The sequence below is a fragment of the Pseudomonas putida W15Oct28 genome (assembly GCF_000708715.2).
GTDB lineage: Bacteria > Pseudomonadota > Gammaproteobacteria > Pseudomonadales > Pseudomonadaceae > Aquipseudomonas > Aquipseudomonas putida_R.
The window spans coordinates 96,600-121,659 of the sequence record NZ_JENB01000008.1 but is presented as its reverse complement, the minus strand read 5'-3'; the positions used below and the strand labels follow the sequence as shown (position 1 = coordinate 121,659).

The 25,060-nt window shown below is 63.7% G+C and carries 20 protein-coding genes; 15 read left to right on the top strand and 5 right to left on the bottom strand.

The window, feature by feature from the left end; translation table 11 throughout:
- The first annotated feature begins 370 nt into the window (after window positions 1–370).
- The 14 genes from AK81_RS07550 to AK81_RS07485 all read left to right on the top strand — a co-directional run bounded on the left by AK81_RS07550 (window position 371) and on the right by AK81_RS07485 (window position 18,235).
- Window positions 371–1,687: a nucleotide sugar dehydrogenase gene (locus tag AK81_RS07550; RefSeq protein WP_016498010.1), complete on the top strand. Its 1,317-nt coding sequence runs from the start codon at window positions 371–373 to the stop codon at window positions 1,685–1,687.
- Between the two features lie 74 nt (window positions 1,688–1,761).
- Window positions 1,762–3,243: a glycosyltransferase family 2 protein gene (locus AK81_RS07545; protein WP_043197974.1), complete on the top strand. Its 1,482-nt coding sequence runs from the start codon at window positions 1,762–1,764 to the stop codon at window positions 3,241–3,243.
- Between the two features lie 37 nt (window positions 3,244–3,280).
- Window positions 3,281–4,447, top strand: coding sequence for an alginate biosynthesis protein Alg44 (locus AK81_RS07540; protein ID WP_043197972.1), 1,167 nt, complete (start codon window positions 3,281–3,283; stop codon window positions 4,445–4,447).
- 12 nt (window positions 4,448–4,459) lie between these two features.
- A complete protein-coding gene (gene algK, locus AK81_RS07535; RefSeq protein ID WP_241496064.1) occupies window positions 4,460–6,010 on the top strand; it encodes an alginate biosynthesis TPR repeat lipoprotein AlgK in 1,551 nt (516 codons plus the stop codon).
- Entirely contained in the window at window positions 6,007–7,485 is a 1,479-nt protein-coding gene (locus AK81_RS07530) for an alginate export family protein (protein ID WP_043197971.1), read from the top strand. The genes algK and AK81_RS07530 overlap by 4 nt, the downstream gene beginning before the upstream one ends.
- A 22-nt stretch (window positions 7,486–7,507) precedes the next feature.
- Entirely contained in the window at window positions 7,508–9,067 is a 1,560-nt protein-coding gene (algG, locus tag AK81_RS07525) for a mannuronan 5-epimerase AlgG (protein ID WP_043197970.1), read from the top strand.
- A 13-nt stretch (window positions 9,068–9,080) separates the two neighbouring features.
- On the top strand, window positions 9,081–10,520 hold the full coding sequence (locus AK81_RS07520) for an alginate O-acetyltransferase (RefSeq protein WP_043197968.1): 1,440 nt from the start codon (window positions 9,081–9,083) through the stop codon (window positions 10,518–10,520).
- Window positions 10,521–10,528: 8 nt separating this feature from the next.
- Window positions 10,529–11,632: a mannuronate-specific alginate lyase gene (locus AK81_RS07515; RefSeq protein WP_043197965.1), complete on the top strand. Its 1,104-nt coding sequence runs from the start codon at window positions 10,529–10,531 to the stop codon at window positions 11,630–11,632.
- 196 nt (window positions 11,633–11,828) lie between these two features.
- Complete coding sequence (locus tag AK81_RS07510) at window positions 11,829–13,286, top strand: MBOAT family O-acyltransferase (protein WP_043197963.1); 1,458 nt, start codon at window positions 11,829–11,831, stop codon at window positions 13,284–13,286.
- Window positions 13,287–13,296: 10 nt separating this feature from the next.
- Window positions 13,297–14,454 carry an alginate O-acetyltransferase gene (locus AK81_RS07505; RefSeq protein WP_043197962.1) on the top strand — a complete coding sequence of 386 codons (1,158 nt, stop codon included), beginning with the start codon at window positions 13,297–13,299 and terminating at the stop codon, window positions 14,452–14,454.
- 20 nt (window positions 14,455–14,474) lie between these two features.
- Window positions 14,475–15,122 (top strand): alginate O-acetyltransferase AlgF, encoded by a 648-nt coding sequence (locus tag AK81_RS07500; RefSeq protein ID WP_043197959.1) that lies wholly within the window; start codon window positions 14,475–14,477, stop codon window positions 15,120–15,122.
- A gap of 32 nt (window positions 15,123–15,154) precedes the next feature.
- A complete protein-coding gene (locus AK81_RS07495; protein WP_043197957.1) occupies window positions 15,155–16,609 on the top strand; it encodes a mannose-1-phosphate guanylyltransferase/mannose-6-phosphate isomerase in 1,455 nt (484 codons plus the stop codon).
- A gap of 197 nt (window positions 16,610–16,806) precedes the next feature.
- On the top strand, window positions 16,807–17,271 hold the full coding sequence (locus AK81_RS07490; RefSeq protein ID WP_043197956.1) for a hypothetical protein: 465 nt from the start codon (window positions 16,807–16,809) through the stop codon (window positions 17,269–17,271).
- Between the two features lie 151 nt (window positions 17,272–17,422).
- The gene (locus tag AK81_RS07485; RefSeq protein WP_043197954.1) at window positions 17,423–18,235 is read left to right on the top strand and encodes an SDR family oxidoreductase; all 813 of its coding nucleotides are present in this window, start codon (window positions 17,423–17,425) and stop codon (window positions 18,233–18,235) included.
- Window positions 18,236–18,364: 129 nt separating this feature from the next.
- On the opposite strand, the gene AK81_RS07480 is transcribed toward AK81_RS07485, so the two are convergent.
- From AK81_RS07480 to AK81_RS07465, 4 genes are all read right to left on the bottom strand, one after another.
- Entirely contained in the window at window positions 18,365–19,816 is a 1,452-nt protein-coding gene (locus AK81_RS07480; protein ID WP_043197953.1) for an efflux transporter outer membrane subunit, read from the bottom strand.
- Window positions 19,813–20,874: an HlyD family secretion protein gene (locus AK81_RS07475; protein ID WP_043197950.1), complete on the bottom strand. Its 1,062-nt coding sequence runs from the start codon at window positions 20,872–20,874 to the stop codon at window positions 19,813–19,815. The genes AK81_RS07480 and AK81_RS07475 overlap by 4 nt, the downstream gene beginning before the upstream one ends.
- Before the next feature lie 28 nt (window positions 20,875–20,902).
- Window positions 20,903–22,444 carry an MFS transporter gene (locus AK81_RS07470; protein ID WP_043197949.1) on the bottom strand — a complete coding sequence of 514 codons (1,542 nt, stop codon included), beginning with the start codon at window positions 22,442–22,444 and terminating at the stop codon, window positions 20,903–20,905.
- 116 nt (window positions 22,445–22,560) lie between these two features.
- Window positions 22,561–23,466 (bottom strand): LysR family transcriptional regulator, encoded by a 906-nt coding sequence (locus tag AK81_RS07465; protein ID WP_043197947.1) that lies wholly within the window; start codon window positions 23,464–23,466, stop codon window positions 22,561–22,563.
- Window positions 23,467–23,736: 270 nt separating this feature from the next.
- Here AK81_RS07465 and AK81_RS07460 point away from each other — a divergent pair, with 270 nt between their 5' ends.
- The gene (locus tag AK81_RS07460; protein ID WP_043197945.1) at window positions 23,737–24,186 is read left to right on the top strand and encodes a universal stress protein; all 450 of its coding nucleotides are present in this window, start codon (window positions 23,737–23,739) and stop codon (window positions 24,184–24,186) included.
- On the opposite strand, the gene AK81_RS07455 is transcribed toward AK81_RS07460, so the two are convergent.
- Window positions 24,183–24,665 (bottom strand): hypothetical protein, encoded by a 483-nt coding sequence (locus AK81_RS07455; RefSeq protein ID WP_050491851.1) that lies wholly within the window; start codon window positions 24,663–24,665, stop codon window positions 24,183–24,185. The two genes, AK81_RS07460 and AK81_RS07455, sit on opposite strands and share 4 nt — an antisense overlap.
- Window positions 24,666–25,060: the final 395 nt, after the last annotated feature.

Below are 25,060 nucleotides of genomic sequence, written 5' to 3'. Positions count from 1 at the left end.
CTACCGCCTTGATAACTTCGACAGGTATGGCGGGAACCCCCGAAACCCCTGTCCACGCAGGAGAGACGCGCCCTTTACAATTCGTCCTAGTGGTTGATTTCAAAGGATTTTTCCACTTGAAAAAACAAGCACAGCAATGCGCCAAGTAGCGCATTGCAATAAAGACGGCTGCATTTCAAGGCACGTTTTTTAATGGATGGCTTTTTACTGCCAACTTTGAGCGCATAACTTTCTGCGTTCCACATTTATTTGGTCTGCGCTCGGCGAAGTGTGCACTCGCCATGGATCCGTGCGCCCAAAAACTGTTGTTAATCAACCCAGCCGGGTCTTCCAGAAGGCGCCGGCGTGATAAACACATGAGGTGATAGCGATGCGTATCAGCATCTTTGGTTTGGGTTATGTAGGTGCAGTCTGTGCAGGCTGCCTGACGGCGCGTGGCCATGAAGTGATCGGTGTGGACGTGTCCAGCACCAAGATCGACCTGATCAACCAGGGCAAGTCGCCCATCGTCGAACCTGGCCTGGAAGCACTGCTGCAACAGGGCATCGCCAATGGCCGCCTGCGCGGCACGACCGACTTCGCCGAAGCCATCCGTGCCAGCGACGTGTCGATGATCTGCGTGGGTACGCCCAGCAAGAAGAACGGCGACCTGGGCCTGGAGTACATCGAGTCGGTGTGCCGTGAAATCGGCTACGTACTGCGTGACACCACCCGCCGTCACACCATCGTGGTGCGCAGCACCGTGCTGCCGGGCACCGTCAAGAACGTGGTCATCCCGATCCTCGAAGACTGCTCGGGCAAAAAAGCCGGCGTCGACTTCGGTGTCGCGGTCAACCCGGAATTCCTGCGTGAAAGCACCGCGATCAAGGACTACGACCAGCCACCGATGACCGTCATCGGCGAACTGGACACTGCCAGCGGCGACATCCTGCAAGCCCTGTACGAAGAACTCGACGCCCCGGTCATCCGTAAGCCGATCGAAGTGGCCGAGATGATCAAGTACACCTGCAACGTGTGGCACGCCACCAAGGTCACCTTCGCCAACGAAATCGGCAACATCGCCAAGGCGGTAGGTGTTGATGGTCGTGAAGTGATGGACGTGGTCTGCCAGGACACGGTGCTGAACCTGTCCCAGTACTACATGCGCCCTGGCTTCGCCTTCGGCGGTTCGTGCCTGCCCAAGGACGTGCGCGCCCTCACCTACCGCGCCGCCAGCCTCGACGTGCGTGCACCGCTGCTCGACTCGCTGATGCGCAGCAATGAATCGCAGGTGCAAAACGCCTTCGAGCTGATCGAAGCCCACGACAAGCGCAAGGTCGCCCTGCTGGGCCTGAGCTTCAAGGCCGGCACCGACGACCTGCGCGAAAGCCCCCTGGTAGAGCTGGCCGAGCGCCTGATCGGCAAGGGCTACCAGCTGGACATCTACGACGAGAACGTTCAGTACGCCCGTGTACACGGCGCCAACAAGGACTACATCGAGTCGAAGATCCCGCACGTGTCGTCGCTGCTCAATGCGGACTTCCAGCAGGTGATCGACAACGCCGACATCATCGTCCTCGGCAACCGTGACGAGCAGTTCCGTGCGCTGGCCCAGCAAGCGCCAGCCGGCAAGCAGGTGATCGACCTGGTCGGCTTCATGAGCAAGCCGACCTGCACCACCAGCCGCACTGAAGGCATCTGCTGGTAAGTGCCTGGCCGGGCAGCGCAAGCCTCCCCACTTGCGCTGCCCACCCTTTCCCGAATTCTCGACGGATGCTGAACATGCAAAGGCTCCAGACCGTGCTGTTGCAGTGCGCCGGGTGGCTGCTCTACATGAGCCTGCTCATGCTGATCGCCCTGGCCCTGCCAGCCGATATCTTCGACTCGCAATCGAAGCACTTCATCTTCCTGGTCGGCGCAGTCGGCATCTGGCGCTATTCCATGGGCGCCACCCATTTCATCCGCGGCATGATCTTCCTCTACGGCGTGTACCCGTACCTGCGCCGCAAGGTGCAGAAAATGGGCAATGCTGCCGACCCGTCTCACGTTTACCTGATGGTCACCAGCTTCCGTATCGAGGCGCTGACCACTGCCCAGGTGTACAGCTCGGTGATCCACGAGGCGATCAACTGCGGCTTCCCCACCACCGTGGTCTGCTCGCTGGTGGAAATGTCGGATGAACTGCTGGTGAAGAGCCTGTGGGCCAAGTACAACCCGCCGGCCCATGTGAAGCTGGACATCGTGCGCATTGCCGGTACCGGCAAGCGCGATGGCCTGGCCTACGGCTTCCGTGCCATTTCGCGGATGCTGCCCGACGAGAACGCCGTAGTGGCAGTGATCGACGGCGACACCGTGCTGGCCGATGGCGTGGTCCGCAAGACCGTGCCGTGGTTCAAGCTGTTCCCCAACGTCGGTGGCCTGACCACCAACGAGTTCTGCGAAGTACGTGGCGGCTACATCATGAGCGAGTGGCACAAGCTGCGCTTCGCCCAGCGCCATATCAACATGTGCTCGATGGCCCTGTCCAAGCGCGTGCTGACCATGACCGGGCGCATGTCGATGTTCCGCGCCAGCGTGGTGACCAACCCCGAGTTCATCGCCGACGTCGAAAGCGACTCGCTGATGCACTGGCGCCTGGGCCGCTTCAAGTTCCTTACCGGTGACGACAAGTCCAGCTGGTTCAGCCTGATGCGCCTGGGTTACGACACCTTCTACGTGCCGGACGCCGCCATCAACACGGTCGAGCACCCGCCAGAGAAAAGCTTTTTCAAGGCCAGCCGAAAGCTGATGTACCGCTGGTACGGCAACAACCTGCGGCAGAACTCCCGTGCGCTGGGCCTGGGCCTGGGGCGTCTGGGGCTGTTCACCAGCATCGTGCTGTTCGACCAGCGCGTGTCGATGTGGACCAGCCTGCTGGGGCTGACCGTGGCGGTGATCGCCAGCCTCAAGTTCGGCCTGGCCTTCCTGCTGGTGTACCTGCTGTGGATCGGCATCACCCGCCTGATCCTCACCATCATGCTGCTGTGCTCCGGCCACAACGTAGGCCCCGCCTACCCGCTGATTCTCTATTACAACCAGATCATCGGCGCGCTGATGAAGATCTACGTGTTCTTCCGCCTCGACAAGCAGTCGTGGACGCGTCAGCCCACTGCCCTCAAGCGTGACCTCGCCAGCTTTCAACAATGGTTCAACACCTGGTCCTCGCGGACCATGACCTTCTCGGCTGCCAGCATCTTCGTTGCTGTGCTGTTCATGGTCGTGTGAGCCCAACCCGGATCGGATCTAACAGGAACAAACCACCATGAATACCGCCGTGAACGTCAATGTCGTGCATGAGTCCGAAGCCCAGCGCCAACACGCTCGGGTGCGCATTCCCGCCAAGCTGCGTTTCCTGGACGCCCAGCGCCAAACCCACGAAGTGAAGGTCGACGACCTTTCTGCCGGTGGCCTGAGCTTCCAGACCAAACAGCCACTGTCAGTGGGCGATGTACTGCGCGGGCGCCTGCAGTTCGTGGTCGACAACCTGGGCCTGTCGATCGACATCGAGTTCCAGGTGCGCTCGTACAACCCGAGCAGCGGCCGTACCGGTGCGCAGTTCCAGAACCTTGAACCACGCGACATCGCCACCCTGCGGCACATCATCACCAGCCACCTGTCGGGTGAGCTGATCAGCATCGGCGATGTGCTCAGCACCCTGCAGCGCGACAACTTCACCAAGGCACGCAAACAGAAGGACGGTGGTTCGGGCCTGAGCGCCTTCGGCCGGCTCAAGGCCGTCACCGTCACCCTCGGCGTGTTCGTGGTTGGCGTCGCGGCGTTCGGCTTCGTCGCCAAATCGCTGTATGGCATGTACTTCGTCAGCCATGCCGAAGCCGGTGTGGTCGCGGTACCGACCACCACGGTCACCATGCCGCGCGACGGCACCGTGAGCAGCCTGGTCGAAAGCGGCGGGCAGATCGCCAAGGGCGCACCACTGGCCAGCTTCACCACCAGCATGCTGGACATGCTCAAGGGCAACCTGGACGACGCGCAGCTGGAGCCGGCGAAGATCGAGGAACTGTTCGGCAAGCAGCTGTCCGGCACCCTCACCAGCCCCTGCGATTGCGTGGTCGCCCGCCAGCTGGTGGACGATGGCCAGTACGCAGCCAAGGGCCAGGCGATCTTCCAGCTGATCCCGCGCACCACCACGCCGATGGTCGAGGCCCGCTTCAGCTACCGCCAGTTCGATGAGGTCAAGCCAGGTACCCGGGTCAACTTCCAGGTTGCCGGCGAAGACGAAGTGCGCACCGGCCAGATCGTCAGCAGCACCAGCCTCAACAGCGAAGACCTGTCCTCCGACATCCGCGTGCAGATCAAGCCCGACAGTGGCATGCCCGCCGAACTGGCCGGCCGCCCGGCAGCGGTCAACAGCGACCGTGGCCCGTCTATGAACTGGCTGATCGACAAAGCCGTGGCCCGCGGGCTGTAAGAGGAACTTGCGATGACTAGCATGCCGCCGTTGCGAGCGCTGCGCGCTCGATCGCGACACAAGGCCGCTCCTACAGAGCCCGAGTCGCTCCACCATCTGTCGCCTGGCACTAAACCTGTAGGAGCGGCCTTGCGTCGCGATCGAGCGCACAGCGCTCGCCCATTCGCATGGTGCACGCTCGCCCTGGCCATCACCCTGGCCGGCTGTGCAGGCCTGCCTGACCAGCGCCTGGCCAACGAGGCCCTGAAGCGCGGCGACACGGCATTGGCCGAGCGCAACTACAAGGCCCTGGCCGACCTGGGCTACAGCGAAGCGCAAGTGGGCCTGGCGGACATCAAGGTGGCCACCCGCGACCCGTCGCAAATCAAGGAAGCCGAGGCCACCTACCGCGCCGCGGCCGCCACCTCGCCACGTGCCCAGGCGCGCCTTGGCCGCCTGCTGGTGGCCAAGCCCGACAGCACCCAGGCCGAACGCGAGGAAGCCGAAACCCTGCTCAAGCAGGCCGCGAAACAGGGCGAAAGCAACACCCTGATTCCGCTGGCAATGCTCTACCTCAGCTACCCGCAGAGCTTCCCCAAGGTCAACGCGCAGCAGCAGATCGACCAGTGGCGCGCGGCCGGCAACCCGGAAGCGGGCCTGGCCCAGGTGCTGCTGTACCGCACCCAGGGCACCTACGACCAGCACCTGGGCGACGTTGAGAAGATCTGCAAGGCCGCGCTGAACACCACCGACATCTGCTACGTCGAACTGGCCACCGTGTACCAGAAGCGTGGCCAGGCCGACCAGCAAGCCGCCCTGCTCGCCCAACTGAAATCTGCCTACGCCCGTGGCGCCGTACCGGCTACCCGGGTCGACAGCGTTGCCCGTGTACTGGCCGACCGCAGCCTGGGCCAGACCGACGAGAAAACCGCCAAGGACCTGCTGGAACAGGTGGCCCCGGCCAACCCGGCATCCTGGGTCAGCCTGGCGCAACTGCTGTACGACTTCCCCGAACTGGGCGACACCGACCAGTTGCTGGCCTACATCGACAAGGGCCGCGAGGCCGAACAGCCACGCGCCGAACTGTTGCTGGGCCGCCTGTACTACGAGGGCAAGACCCTGCCGGCCGACGCCAAGAAAGCCGAGCAGCACCTGCAAGCCGCCGCCGACGCCGGTGAAATCAGCGCCCATTACTACCTGGGCCAGCTGTACCGCCGCGGCTACCTGGGCAATGTCGAGCCGCAGAAGGCCGTCGACAACCTGCTGACCGCCGCCCGTGGCGGGCAGAACAGCGCCGACTATGCCCTGGCCCAGCTGTTCAGTGAAGGCCACGGCATCCGCCCGCAACCAGGCAACGCCTGGGTGTTCGCCCAGCTGTCGCAGGTCAACCCGACGCCGCAATCGGCTGAGCTGCTGCAGCAACTCGACCAGCAACTCACGCCTGATCAACGCAGCCAGGCCCAGCAACTGCTGGCGCAAGAGAAGCAGGCACGCGGCAGCATCGCGCAGGGGGCCAACAGCACCCTGGCCATCGAAGCCCTGCAAGACGACGAAAAAGAAGTAGACGGTGAGGACTCGCTATGACGCTTAATCCCTTCGTGAAAGCTGGCATCGGCCTGAGCTTCGCCCTGCTGTGGTCCTGCCCGACCCTGGCGGAAATGACCGCCGAGAAAAACTTCGGCCTGGACGTGAAAATCACCGGCCAGTCGGAAGACGACCGTGACCTGGGCACCCGCCCTGGCGGCGACGTCAACGGCCTGGGCCTGGACCTGCGCCCCTGGGTGTACGGCGAGCGCGGTAACTGGAGCGCCTATGCCATGGGCCAGGCAGTCGCCGCCACCGACACCATCGAAACCGACACCCTGCGCCAGAACGACGACGGCACCAGCACCGAAACCGGTGACGACAGCCGCCAACCGGACAAAAGCTACCTGGCCATGCGCGAGTTCTGGGTCGGCTACAGCGGCCTCACCGCCTACCCGGGCGAGCAACTGCGCCTGGGTCGGCAACGCCTGCGCAGCGATGACGGCATGTGGCGCGACACCAACATCGAAGCGCTGAACTGGACCTTCGACACCACCCTGCTCAAGGCCGACCTGGGCGTGGCCCAGCGCTTCAGCGAGTACCGCACCGACCTCACCGAACTGGCCCCGGAAGACAAGGACCGCACGCACATCTACGGCAACGTCGCCACGCAGTGGACCCCTGGCCACTGGGTAGGCGTACGCGCCCACCACACCCATGACAGCGGCAGCCTGAAGAACCCGGGCGAAACCGTCGATGCGCTGGACAAGACCCGCACCGGCGACCTCACCTGGCTGGGCCTTGAAGCCAACAGCGACGCCTACAACTGGCGCAACGACCACACCGTCAACTACTGGGGCAGCGTCACCTGGCTGACCGGTGACCGCGACACCCTCAGCAGCCAGGCCGTAGGCGACGAGCAGGTTGCCACCGGCAAGCAGAGCGGCGACGTCAACGCCTGGGCCACCGACCTCGGCATCCGCCTGCGCCTGGACCCGCAATGGCAGGTCGGTGCGGCCTACGCCCGAGGCAGCGGCGGCGGTGGCGACGACGGCTCGAACAACTTCGAACAGACCGGCCTTGAGAGCAACCGCTCCAACTTCACCGGCACCCGCTCGCGCGTGCACCGCTTCGGCGAAGCCTTCCGCGGCGAGCTGGGCAACTTGCAGGCCGCCACCTTGTTCGCCTCCTGGCAGCTGCGCGACGACTACGACGCCAGCCTGATCTACCACAAGTTCTGGCGTGTCGACGGCAACCAGAACATCGGTTCCAGCGGCATCAACGCGGTGGTCAACGACAACGGCGTGAACCGCCCGCTGGTCGATGGCGAAAAAGACCTTGGCCAAGAGATGGACGTGGTCGTGACCAAGTACTTCAAGCAAGGCCTGCTGCCCGCTTCGATGAGCCAGGCCATCGACGAACCGTCCGCCCTGGTGCGCCTGCGTGCCGGTGTGTTCAAGCCGGGCGACGCCTACGGCAAGGAAGCGGACTCGTACGTGCACCGCGCCTTCGTCGATGTGATCTGGCGCTTCTGAGGCCGGTAGGGGACTGACCGTTATGAACCTTCACCCGCACTTACGTCACAGCCTGTTGGCCAGCGCCTTGCTGCTGGCCAGCGGCCTGGTCGCTGCCGCAGAACCCAAGGTGATCGCCAAGGAGCTGCAGCAGGCCAAGACCTACACCGTGGCCAGCGCACCGATCGAGCCGCTGCAGATGGACCCGCCAAAGCTGCCCGACCTGACCGGCTTCACCGCCGAAGCGGTGCAGAAGAAGATCGACCGCCGCCACAAAGGCAAGGTCAGCCTGCGCCGCATGTTCCAGGAGGACACCCTCAAGGAGTTCGTCGGCGGCGACAACAAGGCAGCCGAGTGGGTGCAGCGCCAGCACGGCATCCCGCAGGCGATCTTCGTCGATGACGGCCATGTCGACCTTGTCGAGTTGAGCAAGAAGGTACCCAAGCAGTACCTCAGCGAGGTCGAGCCAGGGGTGTACCTGGCACGCCTGCCGATCGTGGTCGGGCAAAAGGGCATCCTCGAGATCGACGGCAAGGTCAAACAACTGCGCCTGTCCCAGGAGGGCGGTTCGTTCCTGGTCAATGACGGCAAGCTGTTCGTCACCGACACCCAGGTGACCGGCTGGCGCGAAAAAGACAACGGCCCGGCGACCTTCCGCTCGCCCAAGGAATTCCGCCCGTTCCTGCTGTCGTGGGGCGGTACCGAGACCTACATCGTCAACACCAAGATGGCCAGCTTCGGCTACGCCAAGTCCAAGTCGTATGGCGTGAGCATTTCGCAGTACACGCCGAACATGGCCAAGCGCATGGGCCGTGCCGAACCCACGGGCTGGATCATCGGCTCGGAATTCAGCGACATGTGGTACGGCTTCTACTGCTACGAGACCCAGGACTTCGTGGTCAAGGACAGCACCTACCGCGACAACATCGTCTACGGCATCGACCCGCACGACCGTTCGCACCGCCTGATCATCGCCGGCAACACGGTGTACGGCACCAAGAAGAAGCACGGCATCATCGTTTCGCGTGAGGTGAACGACAGCTGGATCATCAACAACAAGAGCTACGACAACAAACTCTCGGGCGTGGTGATCGACCGTAACAGCGTCAACAACCTGATCGCCTACAACCAGATCTACCGCAACCACACCGACGGCATCACCCTGTACGAAAGCGGCGACAACCTGATCTGGGGCAACAAGCTGATCAACAACCGCCGCCACGGCATCCGCGTGCGTAACAGCGTGAACATCCGCCTGTACGAAAACGTCGCCATGGCCAACGGCCTGGTGGGCGTGTACGGCCACATCAAGGACCTGTCCGACACCGACCGCGACATCGCCCTCGACCCGTTCGACACCAAGGTGTCGCTGATCGTGGTGGGTGGCGAGCTGGCGGCCAACGGGTCCGGCCCACTGTCGATCGACTCGCCGCTGTCGGTCGAGTTGTACAAGGTGTCGATGCTCGCCCCGCGCAAGGCCAGCGGTATCAGCCTTAACGGCATCCTCGGCGAGCGCCAGGACGAAATCCTCGACCTGCTGGTGCGCCAGCAAAAGGCTGTGCTGATCGACCCGGTCGAACGCCAGACCGAAATGATCGATTAAGGAAGCCCAGACCATGACCCCACACCTGATGAAACTGCTGGGCCTGTCCGCCGCCCTTCTGGCGATCAGCCAAGGCGTGCGCGCCGACGAAGTGAAGGCACCCACCTTCAGCGCCGAGCCTTGCTGCCAGCTGTGCCCCGAAGCGCACGACGCCAGCCGCTACACCACCCGTTACCAGCAGAACTTCACCACGCTGGTACAGGCCCACGGTGACTGGCTGTTCCGTACCCGCGAAGACCTGCGCACCGAGTTCAACACCACCCCGGCAGGCTACAAGCGCCTGCAGCAAGTGCACGACGCGTTCAAGAAGCGTGGTGTGGAACTGGTGGTGGTGTACCAGCCGACCCGTGGCCTGGTGAACCGCAACATGCTCAACCCGGCCGAGAAAGCCGCCTTCGACTACCAGAAGGCCCTGGGCAACTACCAGGCCATGCTCAAGCGCTTCGCCAGCATGGGCTACAACGTGCCCGACCTGTCGCCGCTGACCAACGAACAACTGGCCGCCGCCGACCAGGGCAAGGACTTCTACTTCCGTGGCGACCAGCACTGGACGCCGTATGGCGCCGAGCGCGCTGCCAAAATCGTGGCCGACACCGTGCACAAGATGCCGGCCTTCGAAGGCATCCCGCGCAAGGAATTCGAAACGAAGAAATCCGGGCGCATGGGCAAGACCGGCACCCTGCACAACGTTGCCGGCCAACTGTGTGGCACCAGCTACGCGGTGCAGTACATGGACCAGTTCGCCACCGAGCCGAAAGGCTCCAGCGGCGGCGACGACCTGTTCGGTGACGGCGGCAACGCGCAGATCACCCTGGTCGGCACCAGCCACAGTGGCAAGAACTACAACTTCTCGGGCTTCCTCGAGCAATACATCGGCGCCGACGTGCTCAACGTCGCCTTCCCGGGCGGTGGCCTGGAAGGCTCGATGATCCAGTACCTGGGCAGCGAGGAATTCCAGAAGAACCCGCCGAAGATCCTGGTGTGGGAATTCTCCCCGCTGTACCGCCTGGACCAGGAAACCATCTGGCGGCAAATCCTTGGCCTGCTGGATGACGGCTGCGACGACCGCCCGGCCCTGATGAGCGCCAGCACCACCCTCAAGCCCGGCAAGAACGAGCTGATGGTCAACGGCAAGGGCGGCGTGATCAAAGACCTGATCAACCGCAACCTGCAGATGGACGTGAAGTTCGAAGACCCGTCGGTGAAGGTGTTGCAAGCCACCCTGTGGTACCTCAACGGCCGCCACGAAGACATCAAGCTGGAAAAACCGGAAACCTCCGACACTGATGGCCGCTTTGTCTTCCAGATGCGCGAAGACGAAGACTGGGCCAGCCAGAGCCTGCTGGCGTTCGAGGTACAGGGGCCGGAGAACGGCACCCAGAAGGTCGAGGCCAAGCTCTGCAAACGCAACAACTTCGCCGTGCCCGCGCAAACCGCGCAGGCCGGCCAGTGAGGCGACCCATGACCCATCTGAAGCACATCTTTCGCCCCGCCCTGCTCGCTCTGGCCCTGTTTGGCAGTGCTGCGCACGCCGCGCTGATACCGCCCCAGGGTTACTACGAGGGGATCGAAAAGCTCAAGACCGGCGACGGCAACTTCCGCTGTGAAGCGGCGCCCAAGCCGTACACCGGCGCGCTGCAGTTCCGCAGCAAGTACGAAGGCTCGGACAAGGCACGGGCAACGCTCAACGCGGCCTCGGAAAAGGCCTTCCGCAAGTCGACCGAAGACATCACCACCCTTGAGAAAGGCGTGAGCAAGATGGTTGGCCAGTACATGCGCGACGGCCGCCCGGCGCAGCTCGACTGCACCCTGGCGTGGCTGGGCGACTGGGCGCGCGCCGATGCGTTGCTGTCCACCGACTACAACCACACCGGCAAGTCGATGCGCAAATGGGCGCTGGGCAGCATGAGCGGTTCGTGGCTGCGCCTGAAGTTCTCCAACTCGCAGCCACTGGCCGCGCACCGCACCGAGGCCGAGCTGATCGAAAAATGGTTCGCCCGCCTGGCCGAACAGACCGTGCGCGACTGGGGCGATCTGCCGCTGGAGAAGATCAACAACCACAGCTACTGGGCCGCCTGGTCGGTCATGGCTACCGCCGTCGCCACCGACCGTCGCGACCTGTTCGACTGGGCCGTGAAGGAATACAAGGTGGGCGCCAACCAGATCGATGACCAGGGTTTCTTGCCAAACGAAATCAAGCGCAAGCAGCGCGCGCTGGCGTACCACAACTACGCCCTGCCGCCGCTGGCGATGATTGCCAGCTTCGCCCAGGCCAACAACGTCGACCTGCGCAGCGAAAACAACTTCGCCCTGCAGCGCCTGGGCGAAGGGGTACTGGCCGGCGCTCGCGACCCTAGCCACTTCAAAGCGCGCGCTGGTGAGAAACAGGACATGACCGACCTCAAGGTCGACAGCAAGTACTCCTGGCTCGAACCCTGGTGCGCGCTTTATCACTGCGTCGGTGACACGCTCGATCGCAAGCAGCACATGCAGCCGTTCAACAGCTTCCGGCTTGGCGGCGACCTGACCCGGGTCTACGACCCGAACGCAGAGAGCAAGAAATGAATTGAACCCCTAGTGGGGTCGGAACCTGTGGGAGCGGGCATGCCCGCGAAGAAGGCACCGCGGTGCATGGCAAGGGCTTCGCCCTTGTTCGCGGGCACGCCCGCTCCCACAGGGGCCAAGGCTTCCCTCACTTTTTCAGTGGGGGGTTTGGGGGGCGCTTTGCCCTGGATGCTGTGAACAAATTAGGAGAACCGGGATGGTCTTCTCGTCCAACGTGTTCCTGTTCCTGTTCTTGCCGATCTTCCTCGGCCTGTACTACTTGAGCGGGCAACGCTATCGCAACCTGCTGCTGCTGGTCGCCAGCTACATCTTCTATGCCTGGTGGCGGGTGGACTTCCTGGCCCTGTTCGCCGGGGTCACCCTGTGGAACTACTGGATCGGCCTGAAAGTGGGTGCCGCCGGCGTGCGCACCAAACCCGCCCAGCGCTGGCTGCTGCTCGGTGTGGGCGTCGACCTGGCCATCCTTGGTTACTTCAAGTACGCCAACTTCGGCGTCGACAGCCTGAACGCGATCGTCGCCTCGTTTGGCCTGGAGCCGTTCATCCTCACCCACGTGCTGCTGCCGATCGGTATCTCGTTCTACATCTTCGAGTCGATCAGCTACATCATCGACGTGTACCGCGGCGACACCCCGGCTACCCGCAACCTGATCGACTTCGCAGCGTTCGTGGCGATCTTCCCGCACCTGATCGCCGGCCCCGTGCTGCGCTTCAAGGACCTGGTCGACCAGTTCAACAACCGCACGCACACGCTGGACAAGTTCTCCGAAGGCTGCACCCGCTTCATGCAGGGCTTCATCAAGAAAGTGTTCATCGCCGACACCCTGGCGGTGGTCGCCGACCACTGCTTCGCCCTGCAAAACCCGACCACGGGTGACGCCTGGCTGGGCGCGCTGGCCTACACCGCGCAGCTGTACTTCGACTTCAGCGGCTACAGCGACATGGCCATCGGCCTGGGCCTGATGATGGGCTTCCGCTTCATGGAGAACTTCAAGCAGCCGTACATCAGCCAGTCGATCACCGAGTTCTGGCGGCGCTGGCACATCAGCCTGTCGACCTGGCTGCGCGACTACCTGTACATCACCCTGGGCGGTAACCGCAAAGGCACCTTCAACACCTACCGCAACCTGTTCCTGACCATGCTGCTGGGCGGCCTGTGGCACGGTGCCAACTTCACCTACATCATCTGGGGCGCCTGGCACGGCATGTGGCTGGCCATCGAACGTGCGCTGGGCCTGGACACCAACCCGCAGCGCTTCAACCCGGTCAAATGGGCCTTCACCTTCCTGCTGGTGGTGGTCGGCTGGGTGATCTTCCGCGCCGAGAACCTGCACGTGGCCGGCCGCATGTATGGCGCCATGTTCAGCTTCGGCGACTGGCAGCTGTCGGAGCTCAACCGCGCCAACCTCACCGGCCTGCAAGTCGCAACCCTGATCATTGCCTACATCACGTTGGCGTACTTCGGCCTGCGCGACTTCTACCGCAACGCCAAGCCGACGCCCAAGGCGACCCCGGTGCAGGTCAACGCTGACGGCTCGATCGGCCTGGACTGGACCCGGGTGATGACCCGCGCCCTGGTGCTGCTGCTGTTCGTGGCCTCGATCCTCAAGCTTTCGGCGCAGAGCTACTCGCCGTTCCTGTACTTCCAGTTCTGAGGCCGATGACATGAACCGCACATTACGCATCACTTACTCCCTGTCGTTCCTCGGCCTGCTGGTGGGCATGGGCGTATGGTCCACCGGTGGCCTGCAAAGCTTTCAGCGCACCGAGCAGATGACCCTGCTCAACGGCAAGCTGGCCAAGGCCGCCGAGACCCACTACGACGCCGAGTTCCCGATCAAGCGCCTGGGCACCAACCTTTGGGCGGCCATGGACTTCAAACTGTTCAACGAAGGCCGCCCCGGTGTGGTGCTGGGCCGCGACCAGTGGCTGTTCAGCGACGAAGAGTTCAAGCCCACTGCCGGCGCCGAGCAACTGATGCAGGAAAACCTGGCGCTGATCCGTGGCGTGCGCGACACCTTGCAGCAGCACGGCAGCCAGCTGGTGCTGGCGATCATCCCGGCCAAGGCGCGCCTCTATTCGGAATACCTGGGCAAGGAGCAGCCGGCCAGCCTGCACGATGACCTGTACAACCGGTTCCATGCCCAGGTGCGCCAGGCCAACGTGTTCGCCCCGGACCTGCAAGCGGCCATGGAACAAGCCAAGGCGCGTGGCCAGGTATTCCTGCGCACCGACACCCACTGGACACCGATGGGCGCCGAAGTCGCCGCCCAGGCGCTGGCCGAGGCGGTAAGCCGGCAGAACCTGCTCAACGGTGACCCGCAAACCTACGTCACCGAAGCCGGCAGCACCGCGCCCTACAAAGGCGACCTGACCAACTTCCTGCCACTCGACCCGCTGTTCAGCAACCTGCTGCCGGCCCCGGACAACCTGCAACAACGCAGCACCCGACCGGCGCAAGCCGAGGGTGAAGGCGACGACGCACTGTTCGCCGACAACGAGATCCCGGTCGCACTGGTGGGTACCAGCTACAGCGCCAACCCGCACTGGAACTTCCTTGGCGCATTGCAGCAAGCCCTGCGCAGCGACGTCGCCAACTACGCCGAAGACGGCCACGGCCCATTGCTGCCAATGCTCAAGTACCTGCAAAGCGATGCCTTCAAGAACGCCGCACCGCAAGTGGTGGTGTGGGAATTCCCCGAACGTTATCTGCCCATGAAAAACGACCTCAGCAGCTTCGATCCGCAGTGGATCGCGCAGCTGAAAAACACCCGTAAATCCGAAGAAAACCTGGCCTTGTCGTCCACCCGGACGAACCCCTGAACGATAGAGAGGAAATGCACATGACTACCAAGACTTCCATTGCCAAAGCCCTCACCCTCGCGGCCGGCCTTTCCCTTGCTTCGATGCAGGCCTTCGCCGGTGCCGACGCCGCCCTGTACGGCCCGAGCGCGCCGAAAGGCTCGACCTTCGTGCGCCTGTACAACGCAGCCAGCGCCCCAGCCGCCGCGTCGGTCGGCAACACCCAGATCAAGCAGGTGGGCGCCCAGGCCAGCAGCGACTTCAGCTTCCTGCCAGGCGGCGACTACACCGCCCAGGTCGGTGGCAAGAGCGTGCCGGTGAAGCTGGCCTCGGACAAGTACTACACCCTGGTCAACAGCGGCAGCGGCAACCCGCAGCTGATCGAAGAACCACCGTTCAAGAACAAGCAGAAAGCCCTGGTGCGCATGCAGAACCTGAGCGACCAGCAGCTGACACTGAAAACCGCCGACGGCAAGACCGAAGTGGTCAAGCCGGTGGCCGCCAACGGCCGGGGCGAACGCGAAATCAACCCGGTCAAGGTCAACCTGGCGCTGTACCAAGGTGACAAGAAAGTGGGCGACGTGAAACCCGTCGCCCTGGAGCGCGGCGAAGCCGCCGTGTTGTACGTAACCGGTTCCGGCAACGCTTTGTCGCCGGTGTGGGTAACTCGCCCCGTGGCTAGCAACTGATCCCTGCCTTTAACGACTATTGGAGAAACATGATGATCCCGGTAATTCTTTCTGGTGGTAGCGGTTCGCGTCTGTGGCCTCTGTCGCGCAAGCAGTTCCCCAAGCAGTTCCTGGCCCTGACCGGCGAGCACACGCTGTTCCAGCAAACCATCGAGCGTCTGGCGTTCGAAGGCATGGACACACCGATCGTGGTCTGCAACAAGGACCACAAGTTCATCGTCCAGGAACAGCTGGCGGCGCTGAAGCTGGAAACCCAAGGCATCCTGATGGAGCCGTTCGGCCGTAACACCGCGCCGGCTGTTGCCATGGCCGCCATGAAACTGGTCAACGAAGGCCGCGACGACCTGATGCTGGTGCTGCCCGCCGACCATGTGATCGACGACCAGAAGGCCCTGCAGCGCGCCCTGGCCCTGGCCACCGTCGCCGCCGAGCGTGGCGAAATGGTGCTGTTCGGCGTGCCGGCGACCAAGCCGGAAACCGGCTACGGCTACATCCGCTCCAGCCAGGACGCCCTGCTGCCCGAAGGCGTGGCACGGGTGGCGCAGTTTGTTGAAAAACCCGATGAAAAACGCGCCGCCGAGTTCGTCCAGGCCGGTGGCTACTTCTGGAACAGCGGCATGTTCCTGTTCCGCGCCAGCCGCTTCCTCGAAGAGCTGAAAAAGCACGACGGCGACATCTACGACACCTGCGTGCTGGCCCTGGAGCGCAGCGAGGAAGACGGCGATGTGCTGAGCATCGACGAAGCCACCTTCGCCTGCTGCCCGGACAACTCCATCGACTACGCGGTGATGGAAAAGACCCAACGCGCCTGCGTGGTGCCGATGTCGGCTGGCTGGAGCGACGTGGGCTGCTGGTCGTCGCTGTGGGAAGTGCACGAGAAGGACGACAACGGCAACGTCACCAAGGGCGACGTGGTGGTGCAGGACAGCCGCAACTGCATGATCCACGGCAACGGCAAGCTGGTGTCGGTGATCGGCCTGGAGAACATCGTGGTGGTCGAGACCAAGGACGCCATGATGATTGCCCACAAGGACAAGGTCCAGGGCGTCAAGCAGATGGTCAAGACCCTCGACGAGCAAGGCCGTACTGAAACCCAGAACCACCTGGAAGTGTATCGCCCGTGGGGCTCGTACGACTCGGTGGACATGGGCGGCCGCTTCCAGGTCAAGCACATCACCGTCAAGCCGGGGGCCAGCCTGTCGCTGCAGATGCACCACCACCGCGCCGAGCACTGGATCGTGGTGTCTGGCACTGCCGAGGTCACCTGTGACGAGAACGTGTTCCTGCTGACCGAGAACCAGTCGACCTACATCCCGATCGCTTCGGTCCACCGCCTGCGCAACCCGGGCAAGATCCCGCTGGAGATCATCGAAGTGCAGTCCGGCAGCTACCTGGGCGAAGATGACATCGAGCGCTTCGAGGATGTGTATGGGCGCACTTCCACGCCGGTCGAGCGTGGGGTATCGGTCAAGACCATTGCGCAATAAGTGATATCCCGGGGCCGCTTCGCGGCCCATCGCGACACAAGGCCGCTCCTACAGGGACCGCGTATCCAGGGAAACATGCGGTCCTTGTAGGAGCGGCCTTGTGTCGCGATAGGAGGGCAAAGCCCTCCCGCTTTTGAGCCACTCCCCATTTCAGGCTACGATGGTCAGACCCCGCGCAACCAAGGTCTGCAAGCCCCATGATCATCGGTGCCTTCCTCATCCTCACCTGGCTGGTGCTGCTGCTACGTTACCCGGCCAAGGCCTTGCCAATCTCGTTGGCCGCCGTATGTGGCTTGGGCCTGGTAGCCCTGTTCGTTGCCTGGCAAGACACCCGCGAAAGCTCGCAACTGGCCCGCCTGGACCTGCGCCTTGCCTATGCCCCCGAACAATGCCCGGCCGACCGCGCTTTGCAGGTACACATGAAAAACGGCAACAAGGCCCCGCTGACCGAACTGCGCTGGCGGGTGGCGGCGTATGCGCCGGGCGACACCGTGAACCTGGCCGAAAGCACCTACAACGCCCCGCGCTACCGGGGCCCAGGTGATTTGCAGCCGGGGGCCGAGTGGAAGGACTGCCTGCCGCTGCCACCCCTGCGCGCCGGGTACCGGCCGCAAACCCTGGAGTTTCGTGCCGAGCACCTGCAAGGTACATTCGCCAATTGATGCCTAGCCTGCACTGGCCCTATCGCCGGCAAGCCAGCTCCCACAGGTACCCCGCAGTTTTCTAGGCCTGTGCAGTACCTGTGGGAGCTGGCTTGCCGGCGATAGGACCAGTGCAGACTACACACCTTCAACCTTCATCAAAGGCCTCCATATGCCCACCGTTTTGATCACCGGTTGTTCCAGCGGCATCGGCCGCGCCCTGGCCGACGCCTTTCGCGATGCCGGCCACCACGTCTGGGCCACTGCTCGCAAGGCAGAGGATGTTGAAGTATTGAACGCCGCCGGCTTCACCGCCCGGCAACTGGATGTGAACGACAGCGAGGCCCTGGCCCGCCTGGCCGAAGAACTTGAAACCCTGGATATCCTGATCAACAACGCCGGCTACGGCGCCATGGGCCCGTTGCTGGACGGTGGTGTGGATGCCCTGCGCCAACAGTTCGAAACCAACGTGTTCGCCGTGGTCGGCGTTACCCGTGCGCTGTTCCCGCTGCTGCGCCGCTCACGCGCAACGGTGGTGAACATCGGCAGCGTTTCCGGTGTGCTGGTCACGCCATTCGCCGGAGCCTACTGCGCCTCGAAAGCGGCCGTGCATGCGCTGAGCGATGCCTTGCGCCTGGAACTGGCACCGTTCGGTGTGCAGGTGATGGAAGTGCAGCCGGGGGCGATTGACACACAGTTCGCCAACAATGCCCAGCGCCAGGCCGAGCAGGTACTGGCGGCGGACTCACCATGGTGGCCGTTGCGTGACCATGTCCAGGCGCGGGCGCGGGCTTCGCAGGACAGGCCGACTTCGGCGGCGGTGTTTGCCCAGGGGGTGTTGGCGGCAGTCGGCAAGTCGCCGGTGCCGGCGGTGGTGCGGTTGGGCAATGGCAGTACGGCGTTGCCGTTGATGGCCCGGTTGCTGCCACGGCGGTTGCTGGATTGGGCGTTGCGCAAGCGGTTTGGCCTGCTGCGCCCGCTGTGAGATTTCGTGTGCCTGTACCGGCCTCTTCGCGGGCATGCCCGCTCCCACAGGGACAGTGTTATCCAAGGTTAGCGCTGTACCTGTAGGAGCGGCCTTGTGTCGCGATGGGCCGCACAGCGGCCCCGCTTTTTATGCTTTCTTCGCGGGCTGTTCGTCAAACGCCTGCCAGCCACCACCCAGGGCCTTGTACAGCCCCACCAACGCCTGCGACACCGCTGCCGAGCTGTCGATCCACTGCTCCTCACTGGCCAGCAATGCACCCTGCACCGTCAGCACATTGAGAAAGTCCACTGCCCCTTCCACATACTGGCGCTGGGCAGTTTCCAGGGCGATGCGGTTCTGTCGCACAGCCTCGGCCAAGTGGTCTCGGCGCAACTGGCTGGCGTTATACAGGCGAAGCACATCGTCAATTTCATGCCAGGCCCCCAGCACCACCTTGCGGTAGTTCAGCGCCGCTTCCTGCTGCTGCGCCTCGCGCAGCTCCAGGGTGCCCTTGAGCCGGCCGCCCTCGAAGATCGGCAGCGACAGCTGCGGCCCGAAGGCAAACCGGCGCGAATCCCAGCCACCAAAATCGGACAGTTGCATGGCCTGGAAGCCGACACTGCCTGACAGCCGGATGCTCGGGTAGAAATCCGCCTTGGCCACGCCAATGCTGGCGGTGGCGGCATGCAAGCGGGCTTCGGCCTGGCGGATGTCTGGCCGGCGCTCGGCCAGTTCGGACGGCACGCCAATGGCAAACTTCTGCTGCGGCGCGGGCAGCTCGCCGCCCTGCAGCAATTCGGCCTGCAGGCTGCGCGGCGGTTCGGCAGCGAGCAGGCTGAGGGCGTTGATCAGGTCGTCGCGCCGGGCTTCCAGGCTTGGCAGGCGGGCCTCGATCGACGCGACCTGGGCGCTGGCCTGGGCCACGTCCAGGCGTGTGGCGACGCCCTCGGCCTGGCGATTTTCAGACAGCTTCAGGCTGTGCCGGGCGACCTTCAGGTTGTCCTGCGTCACATCAATCGTGTGCTGCACCGCGCGCAGCTGGATGTAGTTGCCGGCGGTTTCCGACAGCAAGGCCAGCAACACCCCGCGGCGGTCGTTCTCGGCCACTTCGACGGTGGCATCGGCAGCCTCGACCTGGCGCCGCACCCGGCCCCACAGGTCCAGCTCCCAACCGGCCACCAAGTCGCCTTGCCAAAGGTTGTACGCCTCTTTGCCCGCCTTGCCAGACGGGTCGCTCAGGCCTTCGGCGCTGTTGCGGGCGCGGCTGTAGCCAGCGTTCACATCCACCGACGGCACTTCATCGGCGGCCACGGTGCTGCGCAGGGCGCGGCTTTGCAGCAACCGCGCACTGGCCATTTGCAGGTCGAGGTTGCGTTCGGCAACACGCTGGATCAAGGCGCTCAGCTGGGCATCGTGAAAGGCTTCCCACCAGCGCAGTTCCAGCGGTTCGGCCTGCGGCTGGCTGGCCGCCGCCTCGCCTTGCAGCGGCGCCCACTGTTGCGGTGCCTGGCTGTCGGGGCGCAGGAAGTCCGGGCCCATGGTGCAGCCGGCCATCAATACCGCCAGCAGCAACGGGCTCAAGCGTAATGCCGGTTTCATCGTGCGCTTACCTCTTTGCCGTCCAGCTTGTCGCCACGGGTATCGATGGTCGCTTCCACCGACATGCCCACACGCAGGCGGGTAAGCAGCGGCTGGCCGTCATCGAAGACGATCTTCACCGGAATGCGCTGCACCACCTTGGTGAAGTTGCCAGTGGCGTTGTCTGGCTTGACCGCGGCAAACGTCACGCCGGTGGCCGGGGCGATGCTTTCCACGTGGCCTTGCAGCTTCTCGCCGGAGAAGGTGTCGACGCTGATGCTCACCGGCTGGCCAGGCTGCACGTGGGTCAGCTGGGTTTCCTGAAAGTTGCCGACCACATAGGCCTGTTGCAACGGCACCACCGACAGCAGGCGGGCACCTGGGTTGACGTAGGCACCGACGCGCAGGGCGCGCTCACCAACCATGCCGTCAACCGGTGCAGTGATGCGGGTATAGGACAGATCCAACTGGGCCTTCTCTACGCCCGCTTCGGCCCGTTTCAGCTGGCCATCGGCGCTGGCCACCTGGGCGGTCAGAATATCCACCTGCTTGCGCGTGGCCACCAACGCCGCCTGAACATTGGCCAGGCGGGCACGGGCCTGGTCGACGCCGCTGCGCGCCTGCTGGGCGTTCTGTACGGTACCGGCGCCCTGCTCGGCCAGGCGGCTGTAGCGGTTGACCTCGTGGTCGGCGAACGCCGCTTCGGCCTGGGCGGCTTTCACCGCAGCCTCGGCCTGGGCAATCAACGAGGCCTGGCGCTCCAGGGTGGCGCGGGCATCGGCGCTTTGCGCCTGGGCCACCAGCAACTGCGCTTGCGCGGCATCCAGGGCGGCCTGGTAATCGCGGGGGTCGATGGTCGCCAGCAACTGGCCAGCGGTGACCTGCTGGTTGTCCTCCACCAGCACTTCTTTGATAAAGCCGGCCACCTTGGGCGCGACCACGGTGTAATCGGCGATCACATAGGCGTCGTTGGTGCTCTGGCGGTGGTCGCTGCCAAACATCCAAGGGCCGACGATGCCAGCCAGCACGGCCACGGCCAGCACCGAGCCGATGAACAGGGTTTTGCGGTTGTTGGTCATTTCAGGTGTTCTCGAATTCATCCAGGGTTCAGGCCACCGCACGCGGCGGATAGACCCGGGTAGGCACGAAAGGAATCAGGCAGATCAGGGCCACGGCGATGCAGGCCATGACCAGGTACAGGTCGGCGGAGGTCAGTACCAGCGCCTGGTCGTGGATGCGCCTGGCCAGGCCGGCAGCGCTGTCGTCGACCAGCGGGGCATTGCCCAGGCTGTCCACCAGGTGGTTGGAATGGAAGTGCCGGCGCAGGGTGCCAAGGGCATCCAGCAGGCCACCGGCGATCACTGCGGCCAGGCCTTTCACGGTGTTGAACCAGCTGGAGGCGAACGGGCCTTCCTGCGGGGTCATGCCGTTGGTGGACAGCATCAGCAGCGGCAGCACCGCCATCGGCTGGCCGAACACCTGCAGCAGGTAGAACGGGTAGAAGTCGCCACGGATCCACTCGCTGGTCATCAGGCTGCTGCCCACACAGGACACCGCCAGCATCGCCAGGCCGATGCCCAGCACCCAGCGGCAGTCCACCGCACGGATGTTGCACAGTGCCGCGGTCAGCGGCAGGGCGATCAGCTGCGGCATGGCCACCAGCATCATCAGCGGGCTGGTCTGCACCGGGCGGTAGCCCTGGATCTGCGCCAGGTAGGCCGAGGGAATGCTGCCCACACCCGACAGCACGATCAGCACACCGGCCAAGGTCACCAAGGCGAAACTCAGGTTGCGCCGCTGCAGCATGCGCAACTGGAAGAACGGCAGCGGCTCGGACCACTCGTTGTACATGAACAGCACCAGCAACAGCAGGCCACCGCCCAGCAGCCAGCAGATCAGCGGCGAATCGAACCAGCCCCAGCGGTCGCCCAGCGAAAGGCCCAGCACGATGCAGCTGATGGCCGGCAGGCCAAGCAGCACGCCACGCCAGTCAAACTGCTTGAAACGCTCCAGGCGCAGCGGGTCTTGCGGCAGGCCCCAGCCGACGCAGACGATGGCCAGCAGCGAGGGCAGGATGATCTGCCAGAACGCCCATTGCCAGCCGACGTACTCGGTCCACAGCCCCGCCAATGGCGTGCCAAGGTTGGGGCCGAAGGTGGCAGTCAGGGCATAGCAGGCCAGGCCGTAAACCTTGATACCCGGCGGCAGAAAGCGCAGGGCCACGCTCATCAGCATCGGCGGCAAGGCACCCGAGGCAAAGCCCTGCAGCACACGCAGCAGCATCAGGCTGTGCAGGTTGGGGGCGAACGGTTGCAGCAGGCCGAGCACGGCGAACAGGCCGATGGCGCTCATGGTGAAGCGCCGCAGCGAGAAGGTGGTAGCCAGCCACGGCGCAAAGGCCATGGCCGAGACCGAGGCGGCGCTGTACACCGCCAGCAGCCAGGCACCTTCGTCGGCACCAATGCCCATGGCACCGCGGATATCGGCGAGGGAAATCTTGGTGACCGACTCGTTGAGGCCTGCACACAGCACGGCCAGCAACACACCGAACAGCCCGACCACCACCTGCAGGCCAAACGCCGTCTGCGCAGGCGCGGCCGGCGCGGGGGCGGCGGCCAGCGCCGCAGAGGGCGCGGTCAGGGAACTCATGGGAATACATCTCCAGCAACAATTTCAGGGCTGGGGCAAGTTTAAGAAGGTCGAATGCTGACGAAAACTGACTTGTTGGTAGTTTTATATTGCGCCAGACGCAATCGAGGTCGAAATCACGGGTCGATGCGGCCACACGCTTTCAACGTCTGGCGCAACCAACGGTGCGCGGGGTCGTTGTCGAAACGGGGGTGCCACGCCTGCATCACCTTGACCTTCTCCAACGGCACCGGGATCTCGAACGAGCGCAATGGCAGCTTCAGCCGCTGCACACTGTTGAGGATATTGGCGGGTATCGGCAGGATCAGGTCCGAATCCGGCAGCGAGAACATCGCCGAGTGGAAGCTGGTGGTGATCAGGGCCACGCGCCGCTCCACCTTGTGGTTGGCCAACGCCACATCGATCGGGCCATTGGCACGGCCGCGTCGAGACACGCTGATCTGCGGGTAGGCGGCAAAACGCTCAGGGGTGATCGGGGCGTCGAAGATCGGGTGCCCCACACGCGCAAGGCCGACGAAATAGGTGTTGAACAGGCTCTGCACCTTGATTTCCGGGCCCAGCTCAACGGCCGAGCTGATGATCAGGTCAATCTGCCCGTTGCGCAGCACCGCATCATCGTCACCACTGCCCTCCGGGACGAACCGCAACACCGTACGTGGCGCCTGGGCCAGCATCATGCGCAGCAGCTGGGCGCCGTACAGGGCAATGAACAGATCATTGGTGCGGATGTTGAAGGCACGGTCCAGGTTGACCAGATCGACATCGTCACGGCTGCGGAACACCTGCCCGGCCTGCTCTACCAGCCCATGCACCTGCTCGCGCAGGGCCAATGCGCGCGGCGTCGGCACCAGGCCACGGCCGGCGCGCACCAGGATCGGGTCGCCCAAGGCATCACGGATACGCCCCAAGGTCCGGCTCATCGCTGCCGGGCTCAGGTTCATGCGCTGCGCCGCGCCCACCACGCTGCCCTCATCGAGCAGGGCATCGAGGGCGACGAGCAGGTTCATGTCCGGGAGTTGCATGGCCGTTTTCCGTTACAGCTGTGGGAAACGCGATGGTAGCAGGTTGGTGGATTGCATCAGACGCAATGCGCTCTTGCGTGGTGGGGCATTTATTCATTGAGTGGACTGAGCCAAGAATGGGGCATGGCAGGTTCGGCCTCTTCGCGGGCACGCCCGCTCCCACAGGAACCCCACTATGCCCGCGGGGTGTGCAGTACCTGTGGGAGCGGGCGTGCCCGCGAAAGGGCCGATCCTGCAGATACATCAGCCAGCCATTGCCAAGGATCCCCGATGCCCACCCCCGTCCTGATCGCCATCGACGCCTCCCCCGCTTCCAGCGCCCTGCTCACCCTCGCCCGGCGCTACTGCCGCCCCAACGACCACGAACTGCACATACTGCTGGCCATCGACTCCACCTTCGCCGTCCACGACCAACCCGCGCCCTACACCGCCGAGGAACTGGAGGAATACCCCGCCGCCTGCGAAGAACAGCAGCACGCCGACCACGCCGTAGCCGAAGCCGTACGCGAGTTGCAGCAAGCCGGCTTCACCAGCCAGGGCTGCATGGTCGCGGGGCAACCGGTCGAGGCGATCGTGGCCAAGGCGCAGGAATTGAACTGCGAGCTGATCATCATGGGCCACCGCCACCTGTCGCGGCTGGGGCGGTTGCTGGACCCGTCGATCAGCGCGAAGGTGATTGATCGGGTGGAGGTGCCTGTCTTGGTGGGGCCTGCTTGTTAGGAAGCGCAGGCGGTACAGCAAGCCCAGTTCGACCATGCTTCGGGAAAGCCGTCATATCGGGTAAGCCAAGGCTTCAACTCCGGGCTTACCCATCCAATAACTTCCAGGCACAGCAGATGCCGTTGCCGAATATCGGGCTCCAACCAGAGCAAGGCATCATGATGAGCCGCTCGATTGCGTAGATCCCGAATCAAGTTCAATACCTTTGAAATTTCATTTCTTTGTCGCCTTTTCTTCGGGCACCGGGGAAAGGCAAGGCGTAACTCCTTCCAGAACGCCTGCTCATGCCGCGTGTTCAGCAGGGAGACCCAAAAACCAAAGCTCAGATCAGAAATGATCTTGTCCGGTGATGCAGCATGGCGCTTCACCTTGATCGATGCCTTGGCTTTTTCGATTTCTGACCTGTCGACAGCGGTAAGTGATTCCGCCGCCTCCCACCAATCGGCTCGCCCGTACTTGAGCCGCAAAGCCTGATGCATGGCGTTTCGCAGACTGACTTCCAGTACATGCAGGCATGGTTAGATTGCTTGCCCAAGAAGCATGTTGTGGGCATAGGCCGTAGCGGCGGCGGTTTTACGGGGGTTGATGGCGTATCGCGCAAGGCGTGGCTTGGAAAAAGCCTGCTCAAGAAATGGGCTCCAGTCCTGATTTGTCAAACTCGTCCTTCCTGTATTAGCATTCGCGATGCAGCCCTATGTCGCCCTCTCCCAGAAGACCGGATGGTCATGCTGGTGATGACGCTAGGTACGTATCAATGGCCCCGCGTTGCGGGGCCATTCCTTTTCCGGCTCACTGGCAGAGCAAGCTGGGAGCGATTCGAAAACGGCATTGTGCAGCGCGCGCTACAGGCGACTCACGACATCCACTTCCTACC

What these genes read in the sequence shown, in the direction of transcription:
- AK81_RS07515 (WP_043197965.1), top strand. Translation starts at nt 10,529, where the DNA reads ATGACCCATCTGAAGCACATCTTTCGCCCCGCCCTGCTCGCTCTGGCC.
- AK81_RS07540 (WP_043197972.1), top strand. Translation starts at nt 3,281, where the DNA reads ATGAATACCGCCGTGAACGTCAATGTCGTGCATGAGTCCGAAGCCCAG.
- AK81_RS07480 (WP_043197953.1), bottom strand. Translation starts at nt 19,816, where the DNA reads ATGAAACCGGCATTACGCTTGAGCCCGTTGCTGCTGGCGGTATTGATG.
- AK81_RS07460 (WP_043197945.1), top strand. Translation starts at nt 23,737, where the DNA reads ATGCCCACCCCCGTCCTGATCGCCATCGACGCCTCCCCCGCTTCCAGC.
- AK81_RS07470 (WP_043197949.1), bottom strand. Translation starts at nt 22,444, where the DNA reads ATGAGTTCCCTGACCGCGCCCTCTGCGGCGCTGGCCGCCGCCCCCGCG.
- AK81_RS07530 (WP_043197971.1), top strand. Translation starts at nt 6,007, where the DNA reads ATGACGCTTAATCCCTTCGTGAAAGCTGGCATCGGCCTGAGCTTCGCC.
- AK81_RS07485 (WP_043197954.1), top strand. Translation starts at nt 17,423, where the DNA reads ATGCCCACCGTTTTGATCACCGGTTGTTCCAGCGGCATCGGCCGCGCC.
- AK81_RS07475 (WP_043197950.1), bottom strand. Translation starts at nt 20,874, where the DNA reads ATGACCAACAACCGCAAAACCCTGTTCATCGGCTCGGTGCTGGCCGTG.
- AK81_RS07520 (WP_043197968.1), top strand. Translation starts at nt 9,081, where the DNA reads ATGACCCCACACCTGATGAAACTGCTGGGCCTGTCCGCCGCCCTTCTG.
- AK81_RS07545 (WP_043197974.1), top strand. Translation starts at nt 1,762, where the DNA reads ATGCAAAGGCTCCAGACCGTGCTGTTGCAGTGCGCCGGGTGGCTGCTC.
- algK (WP_241496064.1), top strand. Translation starts at nt 4,460, where the DNA reads ATGACTAGCATGCCGCCGTTGCGAGCGCTGCGCGCTCGATCGCGACAC.
- AK81_RS07465 (WP_043197947.1), bottom strand. Translation starts at nt 23,466, where the DNA reads ATGCAACTCCCGGACATGAACCTGCTCGTCGCCCTCGATGCCCTGCTC.
- AK81_RS07500 (WP_043197959.1), top strand. Translation starts at nt 14,475, where the DNA reads ATGACTACCAAGACTTCCATTGCCAAAGCCCTCACCCTCGCGGCCGGC.
- AK81_RS07490 (WP_043197956.1), top strand. Translation starts at nt 16,807, where the DNA reads ATGATCATCGGTGCCTTCCTCATCCTCACCTGGCTGGTGCTGCTGCTA.
- AK81_RS07455 (WP_050491851.1), bottom strand. Translation starts at nt 24,665, where the DNA reads ATGCATCAGGCTTTGCGGCTCAAGTACGGGCGAGCCGATTGGTGGGAG.
- AK81_RS07510 (WP_043197963.1), top strand. Translation starts at nt 11,829, where the DNA reads ATGGTCTTCTCGTCCAACGTGTTCCTGTTCCTGTTCTTGCCGATCTTC.
- AK81_RS07505 (WP_043197962.1), top strand. Translation starts at nt 13,297, where the DNA reads ATGAACCGCACATTACGCATCACTTACTCCCTGTCGTTCCTCGGCCTG.
- AK81_RS07550 (WP_016498010.1), top strand. Translation starts at nt 371, where the DNA reads ATGCGTATCAGCATCTTTGGTTTGGGTTATGTAGGTGCAGTCTGTGCA.
- AK81_RS07495 (WP_043197957.1), top strand. Translation starts at nt 15,155, where the DNA reads ATGATCCCGGTAATTCTTTCTGGTGGTAGCGGTTCGCGTCTGTGGCCT.
- algG (WP_043197970.1), top strand. Translation starts at nt 7,508, where the DNA reads ATGAACCTTCACCCGCACTTACGTCACAGCCTGTTGGCCAGCGCCTTG.